Below are 23,178 nucleotides of genomic sequence, written 5' to 3'. Positions count from 1 at the left end.
CGGCGAGGGTAGCCCTTCAGGTGCGGGCGGCGACGACCAGACCGGACGCCCAGTTCATGATCAGCGGCCGGATCCCTCGTTCGTGGACCAGCCGATCGAGGAACGCGTCGACGCGGACCTGGTGATCATGCGGCCAGGTCGGTTGGGGCAGTAGGTCGTCGCCGACGTAGAGCGCGCCGGGACGCAGCAGGCTCACGAGCCGGTCGAGGTGTTCGTACTTGCCGGGGCGGCAGTCGACGTAGGCGAAGTCGAACGGGGGGCCGGTGTATCCGGCCAGCCACGCCGCAGCGTCCTGCTGGACCAGCCGCAGCCGCGGGTCCATGCCGAGGTGGCGTCGGGCCACGTCTTGCACGGTGGGGTCGGCCTCGACCGAGATCAGCGTCGCCGTCGCGGTCATGCCATCGAGCAGCCACGCCGCACCGGCGCCGGCTCCGGTCCCGAGTTCGAGCAGCCTCCCGCCGGGCTTGCTCGCGGCGAGCACGGCCAGCAGCGCCCCGGTGCGGTCCTCGCACGACATGGCGAACCCGAGCCGGTGCGCGTCGGTCAGGATGGCATCCAGCTGCGGCGGACGTCGCCACGGCTGATCCACGAGCCGCGCGGCGCTCATCGCGCGGCCTCCAGAGCGCGGGCGACCTGTTCGGCGGCGTAGGTCAGGATCAGGTCAGCCCCAGCCCGTAACAGCCCGGCGTGGTATTCCACCAGTCCTTGTTCACCGAGCGCGGTCAGTGCCGCGTATTCGCCGGAGGTCGAGTACGCGACCAGCGGCACCCGGACATGATCGCGGAGGCGGACCAAGAGATCGGTACAGGTCAGCACAGGTTGCAGCGTGAGCGCGTCGGCGCCCTCGGCCAGCCACCGGTCCGCTTGCAGCAACACGTCGCGGTCTGCGCGGCCCGCTTCGAGTTGCATACCGCGCCGGTCGCCCCGATCGGGGTTGGTGCCCATCAGCGCCTTGAACGGGCCGTACAGGCAGGTGTGGACGGCCAGGTTCGGGTTCACCCCGACGTCCGGCATGCCGTTCTGGTTCAGGTAGTCACGGACCGCGCGGACCGAGCCGTCGATCATCGCGGTCGGGCTGACGATGTCGGCCCCCTGCTCCGCGTGCGCGTGCGCCATCGCCGCCATCAGCCCGAACGTGGCGCTGCGGTCCACTTGGCCGTCCGGAGTGAATAGCGCGCATTCGCCGTTATGGGTCCAGGAGCAGCCGCACACCTCGGTGGTGACCACCATGTCCGGTACGGCGTTCTTCACGGCTTCGATGGCGACCAGCATCCGGTTGCCCCGTTGCAGTGCCGCGGTGGCCCACATGTCGCGGCGGTTGCCGTACGCGAAGATCTTCACGCCACGGATCCCGAGCCCGGCCCACCGGCGCACCGTGATGCCAACTTGCGACAGCGGCACGGCCCCGGGAAGACCCGGACCCTGCGTCTTCTTCGGCAGCACCAGCAGCGGTGCGGTCAGTACCCGTGCGTGCAGCAGGTCAACGTGCATCAGGGCCCGCACCGCGGAGCGTGCGCGGCTCGGATGCACGCCCCGGGGTGCAGGCAGAGCGGGGCAGGCGGTCGACGAGTTCGCTCCATCCACAGGTATCCGCTTTCCTTGACGAGGTCGAGACGTCTGGGCATGGCTGCGCAACGCGCCGGCCGAGGAGGGGTTGCATGCGCGCCTGTCGAGGGCGCTGTCAGGGGCTTTCAGGCTGGCGTGGCGATCGGATTCCGGGCCGGATAGCCGACGCGCGTACTGCCAGGGGCCGGGACCTCTTGGGTCGGTCCCAGACCACTTGGTCGACGTTGAGGACGACCCACCAGTCGCCGTCCTCGTCCGGGGATACCCCCTCGTCGCCGCGGACAACGACGTTGATGTCGCCAGTGCCGAACTTATAGTCGCGGTCGGACAGATGCAGGTACAGACCGTCGCGCAACGCGATGCCGTCGACGATCAGTACGCCGTTTTGCCGCCACGGCTGCGTCATCCGCTGCCCGGCTCCGACGGCGGCGCAGCGCCTGCACCGCGCACCAGTAGAGCCACCTGGCCGCCGAGGGTGGCTGCGGTGACCTGTCGGCAATGCGCTTCTCCTGGCACGGCCAGGGCAGTCCGCACACACAGTGCCGCGTCCAGCGCCGCCACACCGCCCGGTGCATGAGGAGGTCGATCGACTCACGCTGCGGGGCAGACATCATCGCTCCTGATGTGGGGTTCGTCGACAAGGTCGGGCTCTTCGCGGGGCCGAACCCAATGGCTAAGGCCGTGTCCACGACGGTCGCTCCCTGCTCGCCCCCGGCCGATATCGGACCGTGGACGCCAGCACGGAGCGGCACAAGACCACCCCGGGATGCTTTCCGTCTGCGCGTTCGATCCAGACCCGGACCTCGGCGTGATCCACACCCGAGGCGGTCTGCTTGTTGCGCGAAAGCATCGTCTCCGACATGGCATTCCTCCCTGATTCGCTCCGCCTTGAACCGGCCAATCTGCGACTCCCCGTGCTCGCCGATGGCCGCTTGGTGGTGACCCTGCCGCGGCAGGCGCCCTGGTGGAGAGTCGCGGCGCTGGCCAGATCGGCTCACCACCCGCGCTGAGGTGCACCGACTAGTGCGACTAGTCAGTTCGGCTAATGATCTGGCCTGCCTGTCGTGACCTGCCGTTATGCTGCACTCACTGTCGATCGTCGATGGAGGCGCCGTGAACGTGGACGCGTACGGCCGCCACGTGCGGCCGGACCCGCGCCTTTGGGGCGAACCGCCGATGCGGGACGCACTCGGTCGGCGCGATATCGGCGCGGTCTTCCTGCTGTTGCACCGGCGGCACGGCATAACCCAGCGCCGCATCGGCGAGCTGGCCGGCTTCGCGGCTTCAGAGGTGTACGAGGTCATGCGCGGCCGGAAGATCATGGCGTACGACGTCCTCGCCCGCATCGCCGAAGGTCTCGGCATTCCCCGTGGTCTTATGGGACTCGCGCACGCCGAAGCAGCCGCAGAGCAGCCGGGTCCGGTGCCGTTGCCGCTGGACGATTCGCATCAGCGGCAGCCGTTCATCGCAGCGCTGGCTGGTGTCGCCGTCGGCGGGGCACCGGCTCTCGACGCGTGGCTGCCGCACATGACGTCATCGGCGGGCCCGGTCCCCGAGACGGTCACTCCCGCCACCATCGCCTCCGTACGCGAGATCACCAACCGGCATCGGCAGCTCGACGCCGCCTACGGCGGCGGCTCCTGCCGCGACTCCGCGCTGGGCTACCTGCTCTGGGCGCGCGGCCTGCTGCATACTCCCTGCCCTGACCAATCGCTGGCCGCAGACCTGCACCGCAAGCTGGCCGATCTGCACAACCTGGTCGGCTGGATGTCCCACGACCTCGGCCAGCACAACTCGGCCCGCCGCTACCTCGCCCAAGGGCTGGTCCTCGCGCAGCAGGCCGGCGATGACTCGCTCATGGCCGACGCCTACTACCGGCTGGGAAGGGTCAGCATCCACCAGAACGATCCTCGCGAAGCGCTGCACCTGTTCCAGCTCGGACTGATGGTCGCCACCAACTCCACCTGCCCGAGCTCGGCGGCGATCCTGCACGCCAACATCGGCTGGGCGCACGCCAAGATGGGCAACGCCGCCGCCGTCCGCGACTCGCTGTCACGCGCGGGCGAAGAACTGAACCGCGCCGACGGTCACGATGCCCCGCAGTGGACCCGATTCTTCTCCGTCGCCGACCTGGCCGGCATGTCCGGCGTCGTCCATGCCGCACTCGCTCGCCATGACGAGCACCGCAAAACCCACGCCCCGCTGGCGATCGAACACGCCAGCAGAGCGCTGGACAGCCGCACGGATGCCTCACGCAGCGGCGCCTTCGACCACGTCACCGCCGCGACGGGCCACGCCCTGCTAGGCGAAGGACCGCAGGTGCTGCCCCACGCGAGCGCCGTCCTGACCGCCACCGGCACGGTCCGCTCGCGCAGGCTCCTGGACCGGCTGGACGGCCTCGCCGACGTCGTCGCGCCCCACACCGACCAGGACAGCGCCCTGCGCGATCTGGTGACCGAGATCCGGATATTGACCGCGGCGTGACCTAGCCTTGCGGACGTGTCGACCACTCTGACCGCCGAAGCCGCCGACCACCTCGCCCGCGGACTCGCCTCGATCCGCCAGCACACCGGCCTCACCAGCGGCGACGCCGAGCTAATGCGGTACACGATCAACGCCGTCTACCGCATCGGCGACCGAGTCCTGCGGCTCTCGCACGGCGCCGCCGCCCGCCGGCGCGCCGACAGGGTCGTCCTCGGCGCCGCCTTGCTTCACCGCCACGGCGTCCCGATCGTGCAACTCGCCGCTGACATCGACCAGCCTGTCGTGGTCGGCGACTGGGTCGCCACCGTGTGGCACTACCTGCCGCATCCACCTGGAAGACCCGCCGCCGCAGAGCTTGCCGGACCGTTGGCCCGGCTGCACGCCATCACCGACGTTCCTGCGGCGCTGCCGCGCTGGTCGCCGATCGGCACCGCCCGCCGACGGTTGGCCACCATCGAAGCGCTGCCCGGCACAGAGCTGGACTTCACCCGAGCCTGGGCGCAACGCGAACTGCAACTACCGCTGGACGACCTCACCGCAGCCCTCCTGGCCCGCTGCGACAAACTCGACGCTCGTATTGCAGAAGCGAGGTGGGAGCTGCCGGTCGGGCTCATCCACGGCGACGCCCACGTCGGCAATCTCCTCGCTGGCCGCCTGTGTGACTTCGACTCCCTCGCGGTTGGCCCCCGCGAATGGGACCTCGTCCCCCTCGCACACAGCGCCGCCCGCTTCGGTGACGCCGTCCAGCCCTACCAGCAATTCGCCGCCGCATATGGCTACGACCTCACGACTTCGCAGAGCTGGCCGCTGCTCCGCGACGTCCGCGACCTACAACTGGTCACCAGCGTCCTCGACAAGCTAACTGGAAGACCGGAGGTCGCCCAGACCCTCGGACACCGACTGCGGACATACCTCTCCGGTGATCGCAACGCTGTCTGGACCCGTTACCGCTGAGGCAGCAGACTGTGATGTAGGCCGGTTGACATCAGGCGAGAACTCTATGGGAAGCCCTAACGGCTCTAGCCTGCCGGAAGGCTCGCACACGCCGCTCGATCGGGTACCGCTTCTGCCGAGTTGAGTGCATCGCGCGCCGATCAGTCTAACTTTCGGGTAGGTCGGAAAATTTCAAACCTGGATGAATTCCACGGCGTTAAAGTTGTCGCCGCGCCGCCGGTTCTGCGGGGGCTCCAAGCCTTCGATCAGGAGCGCTTCCATGGTGTCCACTAGGTTGTCCAGGGCAAAGTTCGATGGCGCCTTTTGTAGCCCGCCGTCATCTGCGACACCTCTGACGCCGAACCAAGAGAAGCGATCCCAGCGGCCATTCAGTCTATCCCTGACATGCTCCTTCAACCGCCTGCTCAGGCGCTCACTTATAACCTGGCCCACGTAAATGATGCGTGGGCCGTCATACAGAATATAGACGCCAATCTGCGCCGCAAAATTGACCGGATCACCCCCTGATAGCTGTTGGCCGAGAAGTTTAGGTTCTGAAACCTGCCAATTCACCTCCGAACGTCGCCAGAACATTCCGAAGGCGTTGATAAGACCCATGCGCTCGGCGTCTTCTTTAGCCTCGTCATGGGTATCAATTATCGGCTCACCCTCAGCCAAATCGCGAAGTCCGTAAACCCCGGGCGAGACTTTAACGAAGGGAGAGTTATCGCCTTTCTCCTTAATTGACAAAGTGATCGCCGCAGAAACCGAGTTGGCCGGGGTGGCACCAACCTTATCCCTAAGCTTTCCATCAATAACAGCCTGCGTGATTGCGGCATAGTGGAGCGGCTTCCCCGCTTTTTTGAGCACACTAATGATGACGGTCCGCCAATGTGGGTTCGGCACTGCTATCAGCCTCCTCGGCGCAAAAATTGATTGGAACCCACATAATCCAAAACCTAGGATCGCAGGGTGATTCCATATGAGTGAGCAATTTCCGCAAACCTCCAAGGGTGCGAAAAGGTCGCTCATGCATTCTCTTGCCGCCGATCGTGCGCGCCGGCTCAGCCGTAGCGCTTCACGCTCCGTGTTAGTGTACCGACGTGTCAGTACACGCTCGTAGCCGACGGGAGTGGGGCTGCGAGCGTCAAGCCTGACTGCGATAAGCCAGCCAGCGGCCGGTAACGAATACACTGGCCAATCCCACCACGTCGATACCAGCGATTCCGGCAGCCCACTCTGCCTCGCCGAGGGACGCGACGTATCCAGCCAGAACGAGAACAAATGTGACGGATGCGAAGCCGAGCATCTGTCCACGGCGAGCTGTTGCATCTGCTCGCCGGGCCAATTCCATCCCGTAGCGGTGTTCCCTGCGGCACAGAGCGATTAGCGCTCGTTTGACATCGGGATCGGATGTCTCCGCGGCTGCGTCGAGAAACGCCGTTTCCAGGCGGACATCCTCGAGTGTCTCGGTAGGAGTGTCGGCGAGAACCGTGGGTGGTGCGGCAGTCATCGCCGGTTCCGACCTGAGCCTCCGTTGCGGGCTTGGTGGTAGGCAGACAAAAGTCCGTTAGCTGACATACGGCCATCCAAGTCAAGGAGGGTGCCTACGCCAGCGGCGATTGCCGGGCCGCGGTTGCTAAGGGAACGACGGCTACGTGTTAGCTGTGCCAGTCGAGCCAGTCCCGGGTCCGGCCGGGATGGCCCGCTGCTCGCGTCATCCTTATGCGTCGCCGGAGGCCCCGAAGTACGGAGACCCTCGATGGCGTCCAGTCGTCCGGCCAAGCGAGCCATCTCGCGCCGAATTTCGTCGGTGGCAGATGCAGCCTGATGCTCGTAGAGTTTCTCCAGGAGCGACTCTATATGTGTTACCGCCTGTTCTAGGCGATTAATGCGGGCCTCATCTTGTAATCCCGTATGCTCGGTGCGCTCCTCGGACTCCGGCGAATGTTCGATTGTCCGATTCCGTTGAGCAAGCTCGCTGATCTCTTCTGCTGGCGATACCGCTTTGTCCTTTTCGGCCATGACGCCTTCCAGCGGATCCGTGTCGGTTTGGAATGCTCGCCATCGTACGCGGGATCTGGCCTGTAGCCTGCGAATCGGCGATCTCGCCGACTCAGGCCGGGGCCTCGGCATACGACCGAAGCGAGGCTCTACGACGCCTCTGGTGGCAGCTCTGCCGGGGCGCAACCATCGGAGACTATGCTTGCACTTCGTTAATACTCAACTATGCGTCCGTGCGTTCATCTGCCGCGATCCGCGTGGCCAGCAAGCCGTGGCGAACCGTCGCTGATTGCGCTGCTGCCGTATTCGCAAGGCCCAGCGTTGTAGTCGCTTCCGGTCTCTGGAGACGACGGGGTACGGCCGTTCGGGGTCGGGCGACATGGTCTTGGGTGACCCCGACCTCATCGGGCCCGCTGCCTCGCACGGCAGGGCGGCCCAGCAGTCATGCCGGGGAGCTCAAGCCAGGTAAGGCCCCGCGGGTCTGGCGCGGAGCCGCAATGCTCGCATTGCTGATCGCGTCGATCAACGTGGGCCAACCCATCGTTCCCCGCCTAGATAGGTGGGCGATGGCCATGCCCCCTGTGAGCAAACTCCGTGACGGGCATCACATAGAGAATGGCCCTTGCGTCCGAGGGTGCAGTGTGCATCTGGTGCACCGTCCTGCGTCGTGCCGGGGCGTGCTTTTTCGTTTGCCCGGATAATGCCCGGATGAAGATCAAAAACGCGGTTCCCTTAAAGTAGGGAACCGCGTCCTGAACTGCGATAACGCTAGTAGCGGGGACAGGATTTGAACCTGCGACCTCTGGGTTATGAGCCCAGCGAGCTACCGAGCTGCTCCACCCCGCGTCGACCAGGCAACGTTAGCACGGTGCCCGCCGGCCTCATTCCCCGGGCGCCCTCAGCGCCGGAAGCGGGCCACGGTTTCCTGGATTGCCGGGCCTGTGGCCGAGGCCGCCTGGGCCCAGGACTCGAATTCGAGGCTGGCCGCGAAATCTGCCGTCATCGCCGTGCGTACGGATGTCTTGATGTCGCGGGCCAGGGCCGGGTCCAGGGCCGCCCAGCGTTCGGCGCGGTCGTGGGCTGCCGCCAGGGGGTCGTCGGCGAGGGTGCCGGCCAGGCCGAGGCGGACCGCTTCCGGGCCGTCGACGCTGCCGCCGTCGAGTAGGAGTTGCAGGGCCCGTTCCGGGCCGAGTGCGCGGGTCAGGAACCAGGTGCAGCCGCCGCCGGGGTGGAGGCCGATTTTGGTGAACGAGGCGATGAGGCGCGCGTTGGGGCCGACGATGCGGGTGTCGCAGGCCATTGCCAGGTTGAGGCCCGCGCCGACCGCTGGGCCGTGGACCGCGGCGATGGTGGGGATGGGCAGGGACAGGACGCGGAGGAAGCTGTCGTAGACGCGGTGCAGGTCCGTGCGGATGTCCGCGACTGAGCGGTCCGTGTCGCCGAAGAGTGCGGGCAGGTCGGCGCCGGCGCAGAAGGCCGGGCCCGCGCCTGTGATGACGAGGGTGCGGGCGTTGGTGTCGGCGGCTACTTCGGTGATGGCGTCGCCCAGTTCGTCGCGGAGGGCCTCGTCGATGGCGTTGCGCCGGTCCGGGTCGTTCAGGGTCAGCGTCCAGCGGCCGTCGTCGGTACGTTCCCGCAGTACCTTGCTCACGCTGGACCTCCTCGTGGATCTTTCCGACATCCCAGCGAACCATAAACACCGCGGCCCCCGGCGGGGGATGCCGGGGGCCGCGGTAGGAAGAAAGATCAGCAGTACGTGACGCCGGAGCCGTTGCCCCACTTGCACGAGTCGATCGTCTTGCCGGTGGACGACCGCAGGTACGCGGTGTCGCCCCCGTTGTTCCACACGTAGCCGGTCCGGCCCCAGTAGCGGTGCGAACCGTTGGTGCCCTTGCCGGTGCGCACGTAGCCGTACTTGCCGGCGCCCAGCTTGTAGTCGCTCGAGAAGGTGTAGACCTTGCCCGAGGCGTCGCGCAGGGTCCAGCCCTTGAGGTTGATGGTCGCCTTGGTCTTGTTGGTCACGCGGACCCACTCGGCGTTGAGGCTGGTGTTGCTGCCGCTGTCCTTGCCCGGAGAGTTGTACTGGATCTTCGAGAACTGGACGGCGCCCTTGGCGACGGACGGGGTCGTCGGCTTGGGGGCGGGAGGCTTCGGCGTCGTCGGGGGCGTGGTCGGCGTGGTCGGCGTGGTGGTCCCGCCGCCGCTGCCCGAGCCGCCGCTGACGTTGAGCTCGATGGTGTCGCCCTGGCCCCGGAGCAGGTTGTTGTCGGCGTCGGCGTCGATCACCGTGCGGTAGTGCTGGGTGCCCGAGCCCTGGCCGGTGATGCTGGTGGAGTAGAGGCCTCCGTCGGCGGTGAATCCGTCGGCGACGTCGCTCCACGTGCCGCCGCTGCTGCGCTGGATGTGCACGCGCAGACCGGGCTGGCCCGGGCTTGCCTCGACGTTGACGTTGACCGTGCCGTTAGTGGCGGTCATCGTCGTCGACGGGACGATGCCCATCGCGACCGAGACGCGGTTGGACTCGGCGCCGCCGGCCCGGACGTAGAAGCGGAAGCCGGAGTCCAGGAGCCGGGTCAGCTGCCAGCTGCCGGAGCCGTTGGCCGTGGTGGTGACGTATGTGCCCGCGCCCCGGTCGTAGTCGGGGGAGGGGTAGAAGTCATTGAATTTGTACGCGGACTCGTACAGCTCCACGGTGGCACCGGCGGGCGCGGTGCCGGTGAGGGTGATGTTTCCGTAACCCTGGCGGCTTGCCGGCGCCGAGATGGTGGGCGCGTCGGCGGCGGCCGCGGGGGCGGCGAAGCCGAGGGCGGCGACGCAGCCTAGGGCGGCGAACATGGCCGTCTGGCGTGCACGCATCAGCAAGATCTCCTTGAGCGTTGGGGGGCGGTCAATGCAGCGTAGTAAATAACTCAGCGTAGTCACCCCTACTGTCGGCCCTGGTTATTGGCCGGTTGGCTGAGCGCGGAGGCGACTCTGAGTCACTTTCGGTCCCGGAAGGCCGTTAACCGTGCGTAGCGGAGATATGCCGTCTATCGGGCGCGGCTAGGGTGGTCCCCATGACCGACTTGGTGTTGCGTGCCGACTGCGGCCGGTGTGCCGGGCTGTGCTGCGTCGCACCCGCGTTCGCCAAGTCGTCCGACTTCGCGATCGACAAGCCCGCCGGCCGGGCCTGCCCCAATCTGCGCGACGATTTCCGCTGCGGCATCCACGACCGGTTGCCCCAGAAGGGCTTCCCCGGCTGCGTCGTCTTCGACTGCTTCGGCGCCGGGCAGCAGGTCACCCAGGTGACGTTCGGTGGCCGCGACTGGCGGGCCACGCCCGCCATCGCGGCCGGGATGTTCGCGGTCCTGCCGGTGATGCGCCAGCTTCATGAACTTCTTTGGTACGTGACAAGCGCGCTGAAGTTGCCGGCCGCGCACCGCCTCCACCCCCGCCTGGCGGCGGCGCGCGACGAAACCGTCGCCCTCACTTCCGGTACGCCCGAGGAACTGCTCGCGCTTGATCTGGACGCGTACCGAAGAAAGGTCAACCCGCTGTTGCAGAAGGCGAGCGAGCTGGCCCGTGCCGAGGCCGGCGGACGCCGGGCCGATCACCGCGGTGCCAACCTCATCGGCCGCCGCATGCGCGGCGCGAAACTGCGCGGAGCCAGCCTGCGCGGCGCGCTCCTGATCGGTGCCGACCTGCGCGATGCCGACCTGCGCCTGGCCGACTTCACCGGCGCCGACCTGCGCGGCGCTGACCTCCGTGGCGCTGACCTCCGCGGCGCGCTGTTCCTCACCGAAGCCCAACTCAAGGCCGCGGTGACCGACGAGGCCCAACTCAGGGCCGCGGTGACGGATTCGGGTGTCGCTCGGTAGTCGAGCCGGCTCGCGGAAGCGGGCCACTACGATGAATCTTGTCGATCGATCGAGAGCGGGTGCGTGTCGTCATGCAGGTTTCCGGCCTCGTCTGGACCCTGACCATCGTCGGCATCATCGGCCTGGTCCTCTTCGACTTCTTCTTTCATGTACGCCGCGCGCACATCCCGTCGCTGAAAGAGGCCGCGATCTGGTCCGCGGTCTACGTCGGCCTCGCGATCGTGTTCGGCTTCGGCGTGCTGATCCTCGGCGGGCAGGACATGGGTGCCGAGTACTTCGCCGGCTGGGTCACCGAAAAGGCGCTCTCGGTCGACAACCTGTTCGTCTTTCTGGTGCTGCTGGGCAGCTTCAAGGTGCCCCGCGCCGACCAGCAGAAGGTGCTGCTCTTCGGCATCATCTTCTCCCTGGTGGCCCGCACCGGCTTCATTTTCCTGGGCGCGGCGCTGATCAACTCGTTCGCCTGGGTGTTCTACCTCTTCGGAATGATCCTGCTGATCACGGCCGGCCACCTGCTCAAGGGTGACGGGGGAGAGCGCTCGGCGGACAACGTCATCATCCGGGTTGCCCGTCGCTTCCTGCGCACCTCGGAGACGTACGACGGGGACAAGCTCTTCACCGTCGAGGACGGCAAGCGGGTCATGACCCCGATGATGCTGGTCATGGTCGCCATCGGCGGCACCGACATCCTGTTCGCCCTGGACTCCATCCCGGCCATCTTCGGCCTGACCCAGAGCGTCTACCTGGTCTTCACCGCCACCGCGTTCTCCCTGCTGGGCCTGCGGCAGCTCTACTTCCTGCTCGACGGGCTGCTGGACCGCCTCATCTTCCTGTCGTACGGGCTGGCGGTGATCCTCGCCTTCATCGGCGTGAAGCTGGTCCTGCACGCGCTGCACGAGAACAACGTGCCGTTCATCAACGATGGCGACCAGGTGGACGTCGTCGAGATCAGCACCCTCATGTCGCTGAGCTTCATCATCGGGGTGCTGACCGTCACGGTGATCGCGTCGCTGCTCAGCCCGAAAGGGCGGGCCCAGACGTACGTGGCGGCCGCGCGCCGGCACGCGGCGGAGTTCCTCGACATCGAGACGGACCCGAAGTACTGCGACGAGATCTTCCACAAGCTGCTCGACGAGGAAGCCCACCTCAAGGAACTGCCGGCGAAGTACCGGGCGCGGATCCGTCAGGAACAGGAGCTGATGGAGCTGCTGCGCAAGGCACACCGGGTGCACGACGAGCGCGTCGAGGCGGGAAGCTGCTTCCGGCCCTGAGCCGTGCGGGCGGGTGCGCGCGTCAGCGGTTGCCCCGCGGGGTCGTGCCGCTCTCATGTTCGGCGCGGTGCGCCGGGGCGTTGCCCTTGCCGGAGTTGGCGGCGAACCGGGCGGCGGTTCGCCGCACGCGCTCGGCGCGACCACCGAGGTTCGCGGTCGGCTGCTCCCCGGCGGGCTGACCCGGGATCGGCTGGCCCGGGATCGGCTGGACTGGGATCGGGTGGTCCGCGATCGGCTTGCCCGCGATTGGCTGGCTTGGGATCGGGTGGCCTGGGATCGGCTGGACTGGGATCGGGTGGTCCGCGATCGGCTGAACCCGGGGTTGGTGCACGGGCTGCGCGGCTGGCTGGTGCGCGGCCGGCTGGTACACCGTCGGCTGGCGGCCGGCCGGTTGGTAGACGGTCGGTTCGTGCGCTGCGGGTTGGTGTGCGCCGGGTTGGTACACGGTCGGTGGATACACGGTCGGTTGGTGTGCGCCCGAGTAGTGCGGGGCGGGTTGGTGCGTCGGCGCTCGGTACACGGTGGGTTGATGCGAATGGCGGGGGCCGGTCTGCTCCTCCGGTAGGCCGGCGACCAGGTTCGCCACCCGGGCGGCAAGGCTCGCGGCGCGGGTCGCGAGGTCGGGTTCGGACAGGTGGGCGGCCTGCTCGGCGGCCGCGGCCTGCAGTGCCCGCGCCTCGTCGGCGGCTCGCCCGGGCCGGTAACCCGACAACCGGCCGGTGCCACCGCTCGCTGCGGCATTGTGCTCCGGCTCCGGATGCCCGGCGTCAGGCCCGGAATGTCCGGCGTCGACCCTAGCGGCGTGCGCGGCGTGCGCACCCCGAGGAACCGGCGCAGCGTAAGAGGCAGCCGGGCTAGCAGCGGCGGCAGGCGCGGCGTGCGCGGCGGCAGACGCGGCGTGCGCGGCGGCAGGCGCGGCGTGCGCGGCGGCAGATGCGGGGTAGGCGGAGACAGGCCCGGCATGCGCGGCGGCAGGTGCGGGGTAGGCGGGGTCAGGGGCGGCGTGCGCGGCGTTAGGTCCGGCGGCGTGCGCGGCGTGCGTGGGGACAGGTGCGGGGTAATCGGCGACAGGTGCGCCCTCCGCCGCGGCAGGTGCGCCGGCGGACGACGCGGCCGGTCCGGTGGGATGCTGCTGCTCGGCCGCGGCCGGGCGTGGAACCGGGAGCGCGCCGAGCAACGACGCCGTCTGCCCCTCCCCGCCCTCGAAATTGCTGAACTCCGGGCCGATCAGCAGCCGCGACAGCATCCGCGCCTGCGGGGTTGTCAGGCCGAGTTTGTCCGCGTTGTCTACCCGGAACCGGGCGATCGCGTGCCGGATGATGTTCGCGAGTCGGTCTGCCTCGCGCACTCCGGTGAGGTCGCCGCCCGCGAAGACCAGTGCGGGGAACGAGCCGTCGGCGCCGCCGCAGACGAGTTGGATCTGGGTGACGGACGCGGCGCGGCCGGGCGGTCGGGAGCCCGGCTGGACGCGGATGTGCTGGGGGTACAGCCAGCGCAGGTCGCCCGACTTGATCTCCAGGTCCTCGGGGGAGCCGGACGACGCGTACGCGTAGGCGATGCGGCGGTCCGTGACGAGCACCTCGGTCGACTCGGGCAGCGTCCACCGCGGTAGGGAGGCGGCGCGGTCGAACGCGTACTCGGCGACGGCGCAGCGGCCCCGCCACAGGGCGCGCTCGCCGCCCTGCAGCGGACCGAAGACGTCGGGCTGGTGCTGCATTCTTCGATTAGATCCGGCCGCGGATTGCCGAAACAAGTCGTGCCGCTGTCAAATTACCGCCGAGTCACCTTGATCATCCGCAAGGCCGGATACTGATGCACCTTCGGACGGAGTGTGCCGTACCCGGGTCTACGACCTGGCGCTGAACAGGCCGTCCGGCGGGGCCGGGGACGCGACCGCGTCGGCGTCCGTGGCGGGCGGGCGGCCGCCCGTGAACCGTTCCAGGTCGGTCTCGACGCGGCCCGGGAACCAGTCGCCGGCCGCCCGCCGGCTCAGCTGTGCGACCGGCAGCGGGGTGTGACCGGCGACCACGACGAGGTTGCCGAAGCGGCGGCCGCGCAGCACGGCGGCGTCCGCGACCAGGCAGGCCTCGGGGAGCACCGCGCGGATCGTGGCGACCTGGGTACGCGCGTACGTCAGCGGCGGCCCGTCCGCCACGTTGGCGATGAGCCGACCACCGGGGTCGAGGACCCGGGCCACCTCCCGCACGAACTCCACCGAGGCCAGGTGGGCGGGGGTGCGCGCGCCCGCGAACACGTCGACGATCACGAGGTCGTACCCGCTGTCGCGCATGCCGGTGACCGCCTCGCGCGCGTCGGCGACCCGTACCCGAAGCTTGGCGCGGGGGTCCCAGGGCAGTGCCGTGCGCACCAGCTCGACCAGCGGTCCGTCGATTTCCACCACCCGCTGCGGCGAGCCGGGTCGGGTGGCCGCGACGTAGCGGGGCAGCGTCAGCGCCCCGCCGCCCAGGTGCAGCACCCGCAGGGGTGCGCCGGGCGGCGCGAGCAGGTCGATCGCCGCGGCCATCCGGCGGATGTACTCGAACTCGAGGTGGGTGGGGTCGCCGAGGTCCACGTGTGACTGGGGCGTGCCGTCCAGCAGCAGGGTCCAGCCGTCGGGCCGGTCGGGGTCCGCAACGAGCTCGGCGACGCCGGAGGCCACCTGCTCCACCCGCCGCTCGCCTCGTTTGCGCTGTGCCACGGCTGCAGTATGTCGGTTGCGGTTGGGGAGTGCCGGGCCGGGAACCCGATGAAGGTCGGACCGCGCGCCGACGACGAGGACGTGACGGCATCCGCGGCGTTCCTCCCTGATGACCCGTTGCTGCATCTGCTTCGCCGTGCCACGTACGGTCCGACTCCGGCCGCTGTCGCCGAGATCCGCGGTCTCGGTGCGAAGGCGTGGCTGGATCGGCAGCTCAAGCCGGCTTCGATCGGCGATCAGGTCGCCGACGGTCTGGTCGCCCGCTTCCCGCTGAGCGGCCTGACCATCGACGGGGTACGGGCCAAGGTGCGCGCCGGCGTCATCCCCCGGTACGGCTGGGAGCCCATGTTCGAGGTGGGCTTCGCCACGCTGGCCAGGGCCGTCTGGAGCGAACGGCAGCTCTACGAGGTGATGGTCGACTTCTGGTCGAACCACCTCAACGTCACCTGCCCCTCCGGCGACGTCTGGGACAGCCGGCCCGACTACGACCGCACCGTGATCCGCAAGTACGCGCTGGGGCGCTTCGCCGACCTGCTCAAGGCTTCGGCACGGCACCCGGCGATGCTCACGTACCTGGACAACCGCTTCTCCACCCGCGCGGCGCCGAACGAGAACTACGGCCGGGAGCTGCTCGAGCTGCACACTGCCGGTCTGGGCTACTCCGAGGCCGATGTCAGATGTGCCGCCCGGCTGTTCACCGGCATGACCGTGAGCTGGGAGACCGGTCGCTACCGCTACGACGCCGGCCAGCACGCCACCGGCGCGGTGCGGATCCTCGGTTTCCGTCACGCGAACCGGACCGCCACCGGCGGCGAGGCCGCGGCCATGGCGCTGCTCGACCACCTGGCGCTGCATCCCGCCACCGCGCGGCGGATCGCCACCAAGCTGTGCGTGCGCTTTGTCGCCGACGAGCCGCCGGCGGCGCTGGTGACCCGGCTGGCCAAGGTGTACCTCGACAGCAAGAGCGCGATCGTGCCGGTGCTGCGGGCGCTGTTCACCTCGGCTGAGTTCGCCGCGTCGGTGGGCGCGAAGACCCGGACGCCGTACGAGGACGTCATCGCGACGGTGCGCACCCTCGGGTACGCGTCCGACAAGTCCGGGACGGAGGGCATCAGGGCGCTGTACTGGACCAGTGAGGCCGCCGGGCAGGCGCCGATGGCCTGGGCGCCGCCGAACGGCTACCCGGACGTGGCGACCGCCTGGGCGTCGCCGTCGGGCCAGGTCGTCCGCTGGAACGCGCACCTCAACATCGCCGCCGGCTGGTGGCCGAGCACGTTGCGGCGGCCGGAGTCGCCGCTGGCCGAGTTCGCCGGTGGTGTCCTGCCGGCGACGTACGGCGCGCTGATCGACGCCGTCGCTTCCCGGCTGGTCGGGCGCACCCTCGCCCCCGAGCACTCCGTGGCGCTCGCGGACTTCTACGGCAAGACGCTCGCCAGCCCGTTGCGGGCCGGCGACGCGGCGGCGGGGTGGGCGTTCCCCTACCTGCCGGCGTTGTTGCTCGACTCTCCCTACTTCGCGCTGAGGTGACCGTGACGACGAACCAGGACTGCGGCTGCCCGGTCAGCCGGCGCACGCTGCTCGCGGCCGGTGCCGCCGGCGCCTTCGCCGGTCTGGTCGGTGACCAGCTCGCGACCCAGCTCGCGTTCGCGTCGCCGGGCTACGGCGGGGACGTCTTCGTGCTGCTGTCGTTGCGGGGCGGCTTCGACGGGCTGTCCGCCGTCGTGCCCGCCGGCGACCCCGCGTACTACGCCGCCCGGCCCGGGATCGCGGTGGGGAAGAAGCAGCTCATCGGCGGCGACTCGTTCTTCGGGCTGCATCCGGCGCTGGCGCCGCTGCTGCCGTACTGGAAGGGCGGGACGTTGGCGGCGGTCCAGGCCGTCGGGCAGCCGGCGCCGAACCGTTCGCACTTCGCCGCGATGGAGGAGCTCGAGCGGGCGGCTCCGGGCACTTCCCTGCGTACGGGCTGGCTGGACCGGGTCATGGGCGGGCTGGGCGGGTCGGGGACCTTCGACGCCGTTTCGGTGGGCGGTGCGATGCCGGCCCGGGTGCTCGCCGGGCCCACGCCGGACCTCGGCCTCGCCAGCGTCGACAAGTTCGTGCTCTCCGGCGAGGGCGAGGGCCGCCCCATGGCGAAGACCCTGGCCGCGCTGTACGCGGGCGCCCCCGACGCGCTGAGGCGAACCACGGCGATGACGACCTCCGCGCTGGCCACGACCGCGACGCTGAAGGCCGTGGGATATACGCCCGCGAACGGGGCCGCGTACCCGGACAGCGATCTTGGCCGTGCCCTGCGCGACGTGGCCCGCCTGATCAAGGCGGACGTGGGGTTGATGACCGCCTGCGTCGACTCCGGCGACTGGGACATGCACGAGAACCTCGGCGCGGCCGCGCCCGGCAAGCGCATGTACGACCACCTCTCCGCCCTCGCCGCCGCGCTCGCCGCCTTCGCCCGGGATCTGGGTCCGGCCGGCCTCGGGCGGGTCACGCTGGTCACCATCAGCGAGTTCGGCCGCCGGGTCGGCCAGAACGGCTCCGGCGGCCTCGACCACGGCTACGGCAACGCGATGTTCGTGCTGGGCGGCGGGGTCAAGGGCGGCAAGGTGTACGGGCGCTGGCCCGGCCTGGCCGCGAGCCGGCTCGTCGACGGCGACCTGGCGGTGACCACCGACTACCGGGCGGTGATCGGCGAGATCCTGCGCGCCCGCTGCGGCCTGACGAACGTCGCCGGGGTCTTTCCGGGGGTGTCGGCGTCCACTCTGGGCCTGGTGCGATCCCGCTAGGACGGGCCCTGGTCTCGGCGCACCGCGAAGCGGACGCGGGTCAGGCCGTCGACCTGCCGGATCGACAGCGCGTCGCAGAGCTGTTGGACCAGCCACAACCCCATGCCGCCGATCTCGCCCGCCCGGGGCAGGAGATAGCCGGCCAGCGGGCTCGGGCCGATCGCGCCGTCGTCGGTCACCTCGGTCACGACGGCGTCGGGGGTCACCCAGATGCGCAGCTCGCGGTGGGCGCCGCCGTGCCGCACGCTGTTCGTGGCGATCTCGCTGAGGGCCAGCACGAGGATCTCCACCCGCTCGGCCGGCAGCCAGCCCTCGGCGCGCTCGCGAACCAGGCCCCGGAGGCCCGAGACGGATTCGTCGACGGGCACCGCGATCACGGGAGCGCCGGCGACCGGCCACGGAATCTCCGGCGTCGCGGCCAGGAAGACCTCGGGCTTCTCGTATCCGGCGTTGTCGCGCCAGTCGCCGTCGAACACCCTGGGGTGGGTGCGGACGGCGGCGGTGAGCAGCGCGGTCGGCAGGATCCGGCGATCGTACGGGCACAGCAGATGCCCATCGAGTTCGGCGAGGCTGCGGTTGAGGGCCGCCTCGAACCGCAGCCACGGGGCGTACGGTCCGGCGTACGGGATCTGCCCGACCAGCCGCACGAACGGGCTCCCGTCGTCGGCGGCGGTGCGCAGGATCTGTGCCCATCCGGCGATGGTCCGGCCGGGATGGACATACCACTCGTCAGCCGGCAGGAAACGCACCGAACGGGCTTGCCCGGCGAGGGCGTCGCGAAGCAGGTCGATGCGGTCGGGTGCGGCGGCGACGGCCACCGTCTCTCCACGTTCCAATCCGTCCCGGACGAATCCGCTCAGCAGCGAGGCGTACGCGTCGTCGGTGTCGTAGAGGAACGCCGAGTGGGTGAACACCACCTCGCCTCCTCCTAGGACCGCTGATCGACCACGGTAACACCCGTACCCGCCCGGCTCGGCGCCCGAGGACACCCGGTGCACCGCTGCGGGTGAAAGCAGCACCCGGAAACGGGAAATTCGCCCTGCGGCGCTCGCCGTGCGGTCCACACTGGGCCGGTCCAACGAACGCGGGGGTGAACGGTGTCGGGTACGGGGACCAGCGTGCTGGCCGAGATCATCGGCGAGGTGTCGAGGCGGCCGTCCGAGCCGCCGCCGACCGGGGAAATGACCGCCATCCTCGTCGCCGCCCGGCATCGCGCGGGCCCTCCGCTGAGGATCCGGCGGCACGACTCGGACGAGGGACCGGCGTACTGGCGGTGGGACTGCGCGAGCTGCGGGGAGTACGGCGGCGGCCGGCATCATCCGGACGCGGTCGGCCGGGCGATGCGGCACTGCGCGGAACACCCGGACCACGGTTCGTCGCTGCTTCCGCCGGCCCGGTGCCGGGAACGCGACCACCGGCTGGCCGTCCACCCGATGCTCTTCGCGCTGGACGACGACCCGCCGCCCCCGCCGCTAGCGATCTAGTCTCGCGTTCAGCACGGCGGCGATCCGCGCCACCCGCGGATCCGCCACGATCTGTTCCAGGCTGGTGCGCAACGGCAGGCGCCAGTTCGGGTACTCGTCGGTCGTGCCGGGCAGGTTGGGCTGGTCGAGCTCGCCCAGCACGTCGTAGAGGGACGCGGTCACGAGCCGGCACGGGGTACGAGCGAGAAACTCGTGCATGGCGACGATGATCTCCTCGGGCGTGCTCGACGCCGTGATCAGGCCCTCGTCGGTGAGCCGGGCGAGGAGCTGGGCGCGGTCGCGGTCGGCGGACGCCCGTTCCTCCTCGACCGGCCCGGCGAGCTGGCCGAGCTCGGCCCGGACCCTGACCTGTTCCCCGGCGAGGAAGCCGGCGGCCGTCGGCAGGTCGTGGGTCGAGACGGTCGCCAGCGCGTTGCGCGGATATCGCGCGGAGCTCAGATATCCCTCGTCCGGGTCGTCCTTGTAGTCCCGGGTGAACCAGAGCACCGCCGACCCGAGCATGTTCATCTCTTCCAGCGTCTGCGTTACCACTGGCAGCACCGTGCCGAGGTCCTCGCCGACGACCACGGCCCCGGCCCGGTGGGCCTCGAGGGCCAGGATGCCGAGCATCGCCTCCGGGTCGTAGTGCACGTATGTGCCCTCGGCCGGCCCCATGCCCGGCGGCACCCACCAGAGCCGCCACAGTCCGGCCACGTGATCCACGCGCAGGCCGCCCGCGTGGCGGAAGATGCGGCGCAGCATGTCCCGGTAGGCCGCGTACCCGGTGTCGACGAGCCGGTCGGGCCGCCAGGCGGCGAGGCCCCAGTCCTGGCCGAGCTGGTTGAACGCGTCCGGCGGCGCGCCCGTGTGCACGCCCGCGGCGAGCACGTCCTGCAACAGCCAGCCGTCAGCGCCGTTCGGGTCGATGCCCACGGCCAGGTCGTGCACGATGCCGACCGGCATGCCCTGAGCCCGCGCGGCAGCGTTGGCCGCGTCCAACTGCTCGTCGAGCAGGTGCTGCAACCACACGTGGAACGCCACCCGGTCGCCCTTGCGCGCGGCCCGCACGTCGGCGGTGTCGGGGCGGCGCAGCGGCTCGGGCCACTTCTGCCAGTCGGCGCCGTGATCCTCCGCGAGGACGCAGAACACGGCGAAGTCGGTGAGGCCGGGATCGGCGTCGAGATCGACCTCGCCGGCGAGCGGCCACAGCAGCTCCAACGCCGCCCGCTTGGCCCGCCAGACCGCGCTGTAGTCGATCAGAGCGTCCGCCGGCCGGTCCGGACGCAGCGCGTCCACCCGGGCCCGCAACGCCGGATCGGCCGCGCGGTACGCCCCGGTGTCGCTCACTCGCAGATACAGCGGGTTGGCGAAGCGCCGGCTGGACGGCGAGTACGGCGAGGCGGGCACGGGCAGAGTCGGCGTGATCGCGTGCAGGGGGTTGAGCAGGATCAGCCCGGCGCCGTGGCCCGCTTCGACGAGGGTCCGCAGGTCGCCGAGGTCGCCCATGCCCCACGAGGCGGCCGAGTGCAGGGCGTAGAGCTGCACCATCCAGCCCCAGGTCTCGGGCGGCTCGGGGAGCCGGGCCGGCACCACGACCAGCGTGACGTCCTGCGCGGGAAGGCTCAGCCGGTGCCAACCCAGCGGCAGGTCGGCCGGGATCCCGGTGATGTCCCGCGACGTGCCGTCCTCCAGGTGGACCGTGCCGGCCCCGGCCGCCGGTCCCACCTCGCCCTGCCGGACGACGACCGTGCCGGGGAGCCGGTGCTGCTCGCGTGCGGTGCGGATCGTGGACAGCTCCCGCTTGATCGCCGCGGGGGACGTCGCGTCCACTCCGAGCAATCCGAGCACCCCGACGACCGAGTCGGCCGCCACGTCGCGGCGCTCTCGACGCCAGTCCTCGTACCAGGTGGCCACCCCGTGGGCCTCCGCCAACGCGGCCAGCTCAGCGTCCACTACCGCCCCCTGTTCATCGGTTCCTGCCCCATACCCTGCCGTGAAACCTCTAGTCCCCCGCCGGCGGGTCTTGCGGCGACCCGGCAGACTAGGCCCTATGTCTTTTGCGGTGAAGTGGTGGGCCCGGTTGAGCGCGGTTCTGACGGGCGGCGTCCTGACCCTGGTGGTGCCCGCGCACGCCTGGGCCGCGAGCAACGGCGCGGACGGTCTCGTCATCGAGGCGGTGAAGGCCCGCCGGCGGAGCGGGTTCGGTTTCCTCCCGATTCTGGGTGGCGTCTGCTGTCTGGTCGTCGTCGGAGGCATCATCCTGGCGCTGGTCCTGATTTCCCGGAACCGCAAACGGCGCTGACCCCCCGCCCCTACCGTCGAGGGGTGAGGATGCGGGCGAACATGGTCGCGCTGGGCGTCGGGGTCGCGGCGGTCTGCACGGTTCCGCTGGCCATCACCGTGACCGCGGAGGCGTCCTCGGACGTCCTGCTGTCCCGCCGTCACCCGGTCCTCGCCTCGAGCGCGATTGACGCGGCCCGCACCGGCGTCATGGCGGTCGATGGCGACCCGACCACGCGGTGGACAAGTGTCACCAACCCCGGCTCGCAGTGGCTGCGTCTCGATCTCGGCCGCACACAGGCCGTCAACCGGGTCCGCCTGCTCTGGGACCCGTCGTATGCGCGAACGTACCGGCTGCAGCTCTCGGCCGATGGCTTGACCTGGACCGACCTGCACCGGTCCACCGGCGGCGACGGCGGCACCGACGACATCAAACGACTCCGAGGCTCGGGACGCTACCTGCGCCTGCTGGCCACCCAGCGCGCGCAGGCATCCGGCTTCTCACTGCGGGAGATCCAGGTGTACGGGCCCGGCCCCGCCCTCGCGGGCACAACGACAACCGCGCCGGCGTCAGTTCCGCCGGCCGCTGCCGGCCTCGCCGCCGCCGGCAAGAAGGAACTCGCGTTGCAGCTCGTCTCCAGCGCGGAGAACTCCACGGTCGACTGGCGCGGCGAGTTCGACTACATCGAGGACATCGGCGACGGGCGCGGCTACACAGCCGGAATCGTCGGCTTCTGCTCCGGCACGTCCGACATGCTCGCCCTGGTCACCGAGTACACCCGTCGCTCGCCCCGGAACACCCTCGGGAAGTACCTGTCGGCCCTGCGCGCGGTCGACGGCTCCGCCTCCCACAAGGGCCTGGACCCGGGCTTCACCGCGGCCTGGAAGGCGGCCGCGGCCGATCCGGTCTTCCGCAAGACCCAGGAGGACGAGCGGGACCGGATGTACTTCGAGCCAGCGGTCAGGCTCGCCACCTCGGATGGCCTGCGCGCGCTGGGACAGTTCGCGTACTACGACGCGGCGGTCATGCACGGCATGTCGGGCCTCCACGCGATCCGCGCCGCCGCGCTCCGCGTCGCCAAGACCCCCAAGCTGGGCGGCGACGAAACGGTCTTCCTCGAGGCGTTCCTCACCGCCAGGGTCAAAGAGATGCGTACGGAGGAAGCCCACAGCGACGTCAGCCGGGTGGAAACCGCCCAGCGGCTGTTCCTCCGAGCCGGCAACCTGGACCTGAACGCGCCCCTGAGCTGGCGCGTCTACGGCGACCGTTTCAAGGCGTAGGAGACTCGTGGTCACGAACCGGCGGCTCGTGACGCACGACGTTGTGGCGCGGCCCGTTCCTCGCCTGGCCCCGGCGGCGATGGGGGCGCGCTTCCGAGTGCGGGAAGACGAATTTCTTGAACGCCCAGATCCGGAAGCACATCGCGATCAGTGTGCCGATGAGGATGCCGCTGACGAAGTCCGCGATCTCCTGTACTGGCCGGCTCACGTCGGGCTCGTGCAGGAGGAAGACGTAGCGGGATATGTAGAGCGGGAGCGCGTTGAGGGCCACGCCGACCGCGCTGACTGCGAAGTACAACGCGGCCTCGTGGTGTCGTTCGTGGCCGCCCCGGGTGCCGAACGACCACTCCCGGTTCAGCACGTAGGACAGGATCGTGGTGACGATGGTGGCCAGCCCGAGCGCGGTCACCGGCTTGCCGGTGAGGACAGTGAGCTTCAGCGCGTAGTTGATCCCGGTCGTTGCGACGAAGCAGATCCCGCCGACCACCAGGAACTTCACCGCTTCGTCATGTCTGTGCGCGGTTTTGGCTAGCCACATTCCGGCGAGCCTAGCGGCGGCACTCA

General features: G+C 69.7%; 20 protein-coding genes, 1 tRNA gene and 1 pseudogene. 9 read left to right on the top strand and 13 right to left on the bottom strand.

Annotation, left to right across the window (positions count from 1 at the left end; genetic code table 11):
- Positions 1-16: 16 nt before the first annotated feature.
- The 3 genes from AB0M36_RS09545 to AB0M36_RS09535 form a co-directional block, all read right to left on the bottom strand.
- Positions 17-607, bottom strand: a complete 591-nt coding sequence (locus tag AB0M36_RS09545) for a class I SAM-dependent methyltransferase (protein WP_364154865.1) — start codon at positions 605-607, stop codon at positions 17-19.
- The gene (locus AB0M36_RS09540) at positions 604-1,530 is read right to left on the bottom strand and encodes a hypothetical protein (protein WP_364154863.1); all 927 of its coding nucleotides are present in this window, start codon (positions 1,528-1,530) and stop codon (positions 604-606) included. The genes AB0M36_RS09545 and AB0M36_RS09540 overlap by 4 nt, the downstream gene beginning before the upstream one ends.
- Positions 1,531-1,681: 151 nt before the next feature.
- On the bottom strand, positions 1,682-1,972 hold the full coding sequence (locus AB0M36_RS09535) for a hypothetical protein (RefSeq protein WP_364154862.1): 291 nt from the start codon (positions 1,970-1,972) through the stop codon (positions 1,682-1,684).
- Positions 1,973-2,643: 671 nt separating this feature from the next.
- Between AB0M36_RS09535 and AB0M36_RS09530 the strand changes: the two genes are divergently transcribed.
- Both AB0M36_RS09530 and AB0M36_RS09525 read left to right on the top strand, forming a co-directional pair.
- Positions 2,644-4,050 (top strand): helix-turn-helix transcriptional regulator, encoded by a 1,407-nt coding sequence (locus tag AB0M36_RS09530; RefSeq protein ID WP_364154861.1) that lies wholly within the window; start codon positions 2,644-2,646, stop codon positions 4,048-4,050.
- A 15-nt stretch (positions 4,051-4,065) separates the two neighbouring features.
- Positions 4,066-5,004, top strand: coding sequence for an aminoglycoside phosphotransferase family protein (locus AB0M36_RS09525; RefSeq protein WP_364154859.1), 939 nt, complete (start codon positions 4,066-4,068; stop codon positions 5,002-5,004).
- 171 nt (positions 5,005-5,175) lie between these two features.
- On the opposite strand, the gene AB0M36_RS09520 is transcribed toward AB0M36_RS09525, so the two are convergent.
- The 5 genes from AB0M36_RS09520 to AB0M36_RS09500 form a co-directional block, all read right to left on the bottom strand.
- Positions 5,176-5,889, bottom strand: coding sequence for an HTH domain-containing protein (locus AB0M36_RS09520; protein ID WP_364154858.1), 714 nt, complete (start codon positions 5,887-5,889; stop codon positions 5,176-5,178).
- A 241-nt stretch (positions 5,890-6,130) separates the two neighbouring features.
- Entirely contained in the window at positions 6,131-6,496 is a 366-nt protein-coding gene (locus tag AB0M36_RS09515; protein WP_364154857.1) for a hypothetical protein, read from the bottom strand.
- Between the two features lie 1,263 nt (positions 6,497-7,759).
- Positions 7,760-7,833, bottom strand: a tRNA-Met gene (locus AB0M36_RS09510).
- Positions 7,834-7,885: 52 nt separating this feature from the next.
- Entirely contained in the window at positions 7,886-8,638 is a 753-nt protein-coding gene (locus AB0M36_RS09505) for an enoyl-CoA hydratase (RefSeq protein ID WP_364154856.1), read from the bottom strand.
- A 95-nt stretch (positions 8,639-8,733) separates the two neighbouring features.
- A complete protein-coding gene (locus AB0M36_RS09500) occupies positions 8,734-9,843 on the bottom strand; it encodes a lamin tail domain-containing protein (protein ID WP_364154854.1) in 1,110 nt (369 codons plus the stop codon).
- A gap of 200 nt (positions 9,844-10,043) precedes the next feature.
- Here AB0M36_RS09500 and AB0M36_RS09495 point away from each other — a divergent pair, with 200 nt between their 5' ends.
- Both AB0M36_RS09495 and AB0M36_RS09490 read left to right on the top strand, forming a co-directional pair.
- Positions 10,044-10,844: a pentapeptide repeat-containing protein gene (locus tag AB0M36_RS09495; protein ID WP_364154853.1), complete on the top strand. Its 801-nt coding sequence runs from the start codon at positions 10,044-10,046 to the stop codon at positions 10,842-10,844.
- 71 nt (positions 10,845-10,915) lie between these two features.
- A pseudogene (locus AB0M36_RS09490) lies at positions 10,916-11,878 on the top strand (TerC family protein); the annotation flags it as partial.
- Positions 11,879-12,134: 256 nt separating this feature from the next.
- Here AB0M36_RS09490 and AB0M36_RS09485 read toward each other — a convergent pair.
- Both AB0M36_RS09485 and AB0M36_RS09480 read right to left on the bottom strand, forming a co-directional pair.
- Positions 12,135-13,829 (bottom strand): hypothetical protein, encoded by a 1,695-nt coding sequence (locus AB0M36_RS09485; RefSeq protein WP_364154851.1) that lies wholly within the window; start codon positions 13,827-13,829, stop codon positions 12,135-12,137.
- A 129-nt stretch (positions 13,830-13,958) separates the two neighbouring features.
- Entirely contained in the window at positions 13,959-14,810 is an 852-nt protein-coding gene (locus AB0M36_RS09480; protein WP_364154849.1) for a fused MFS/spermidine synthase, read from the bottom strand.
- Between the two features lie 48 nt (positions 14,811-14,858).
- Between AB0M36_RS09480 and AB0M36_RS09475 the strand changes: the two genes are divergently transcribed.
- Both AB0M36_RS09475 and AB0M36_RS09470 read left to right on the top strand, forming a co-directional pair.
- On the top strand, positions 14,859-16,337 hold the full coding sequence (locus tag AB0M36_RS09475) for a DUF1800 domain-containing protein (protein ID WP_364154847.1): 1,479 nt from the start codon (positions 14,859-14,861) through the stop codon (positions 16,335-16,337).
- 2 nt (positions 16,338-16,339) lie between these two features.
- The gene (locus AB0M36_RS09470) at positions 16,340-17,590 is read left to right on the top strand and encodes a DUF1501 domain-containing protein (protein WP_364154846.1); all 1,251 of its coding nucleotides are present in this window, start codon (positions 16,340-16,342) and stop codon (positions 17,588-17,590) included.
- On the opposite strand, the gene AB0M36_RS09465 is transcribed toward AB0M36_RS09470, so the two are convergent.
- Complete coding sequence (locus AB0M36_RS09465) at positions 17,587-18,507, bottom strand: sensor histidine kinase (RefSeq protein WP_364154844.1); 921 nt, start codon at positions 18,505-18,507, stop codon at positions 17,587-17,589. The genes AB0M36_RS09470 and AB0M36_RS09465 overlap by 4 nt on opposite strands.
- Positions 18,508-18,687: 180 nt before the next feature.
- Here AB0M36_RS09465 and AB0M36_RS09460 point away from each other — a divergent pair, with 180 nt between their 5' ends.
- Positions 18,688-19,074: a hypothetical protein gene (locus tag AB0M36_RS09460; protein WP_364154842.1), complete on the top strand. Its 387-nt coding sequence runs from the start codon at positions 18,688-18,690 to the stop codon at positions 19,072-19,074.
- Here AB0M36_RS09460 and malQ read toward each other — a convergent pair.
- A complete protein-coding gene (malQ, locus tag AB0M36_RS09455) occupies positions 19,063-21,006 on the bottom strand; it encodes a 4-alpha-glucanotransferase (RefSeq protein ID WP_364154840.1) in 1,944 nt (647 codons plus the stop codon). The genes AB0M36_RS09460 and malQ overlap by 12 nt on opposite strands.
- Before the next feature lie 97 nt (positions 21,007-21,103).
- Between malQ and AB0M36_RS09450 the strand changes: the two genes are divergently transcribed.
- Positions 21,104-21,355 (top strand): hypothetical protein, encoded by a 252-nt coding sequence (locus tag AB0M36_RS09450; protein ID WP_364154838.1) that lies wholly within the window; start codon positions 21,104-21,106, stop codon positions 21,353-21,355.
- A 29-nt stretch (positions 21,356-21,384) separates the two neighbouring features.
- On the top strand, positions 21,385-22,614 hold the full coding sequence (locus AB0M36_RS09445; protein ID WP_364155413.1) for a chitosanase: 1,230 nt from the start codon (positions 21,385-21,387) through the stop codon (positions 22,612-22,614).
- Here AB0M36_RS09445 and AB0M36_RS09440 read toward each other — a convergent pair.
- Entirely contained in the window at positions 22,604-23,152 is a 549-nt protein-coding gene (locus AB0M36_RS09440) for a GtrA family protein (RefSeq protein WP_364154835.1), read from the bottom strand. The two genes, AB0M36_RS09445 and AB0M36_RS09440, sit on opposite strands and share 11 nt — an antisense overlap.
- Positions 23,153-23,178 lie beyond the last annotated feature (26 nt).

It is taken from the genome of Actinoplanes sp. NPDC051346 (assembly GCF_040682215.1).
In the GTDB taxonomy this organism is placed as follows: Bacteria; Actinomycetota; Actinomycetes; order Mycobacteriales; family Micromonosporaceae; genus Actinoplanes.
Note: the sequence above shows the minus strand (reverse complement) of the source record. Positions and strands in the feature narration are given on the sequence as shown.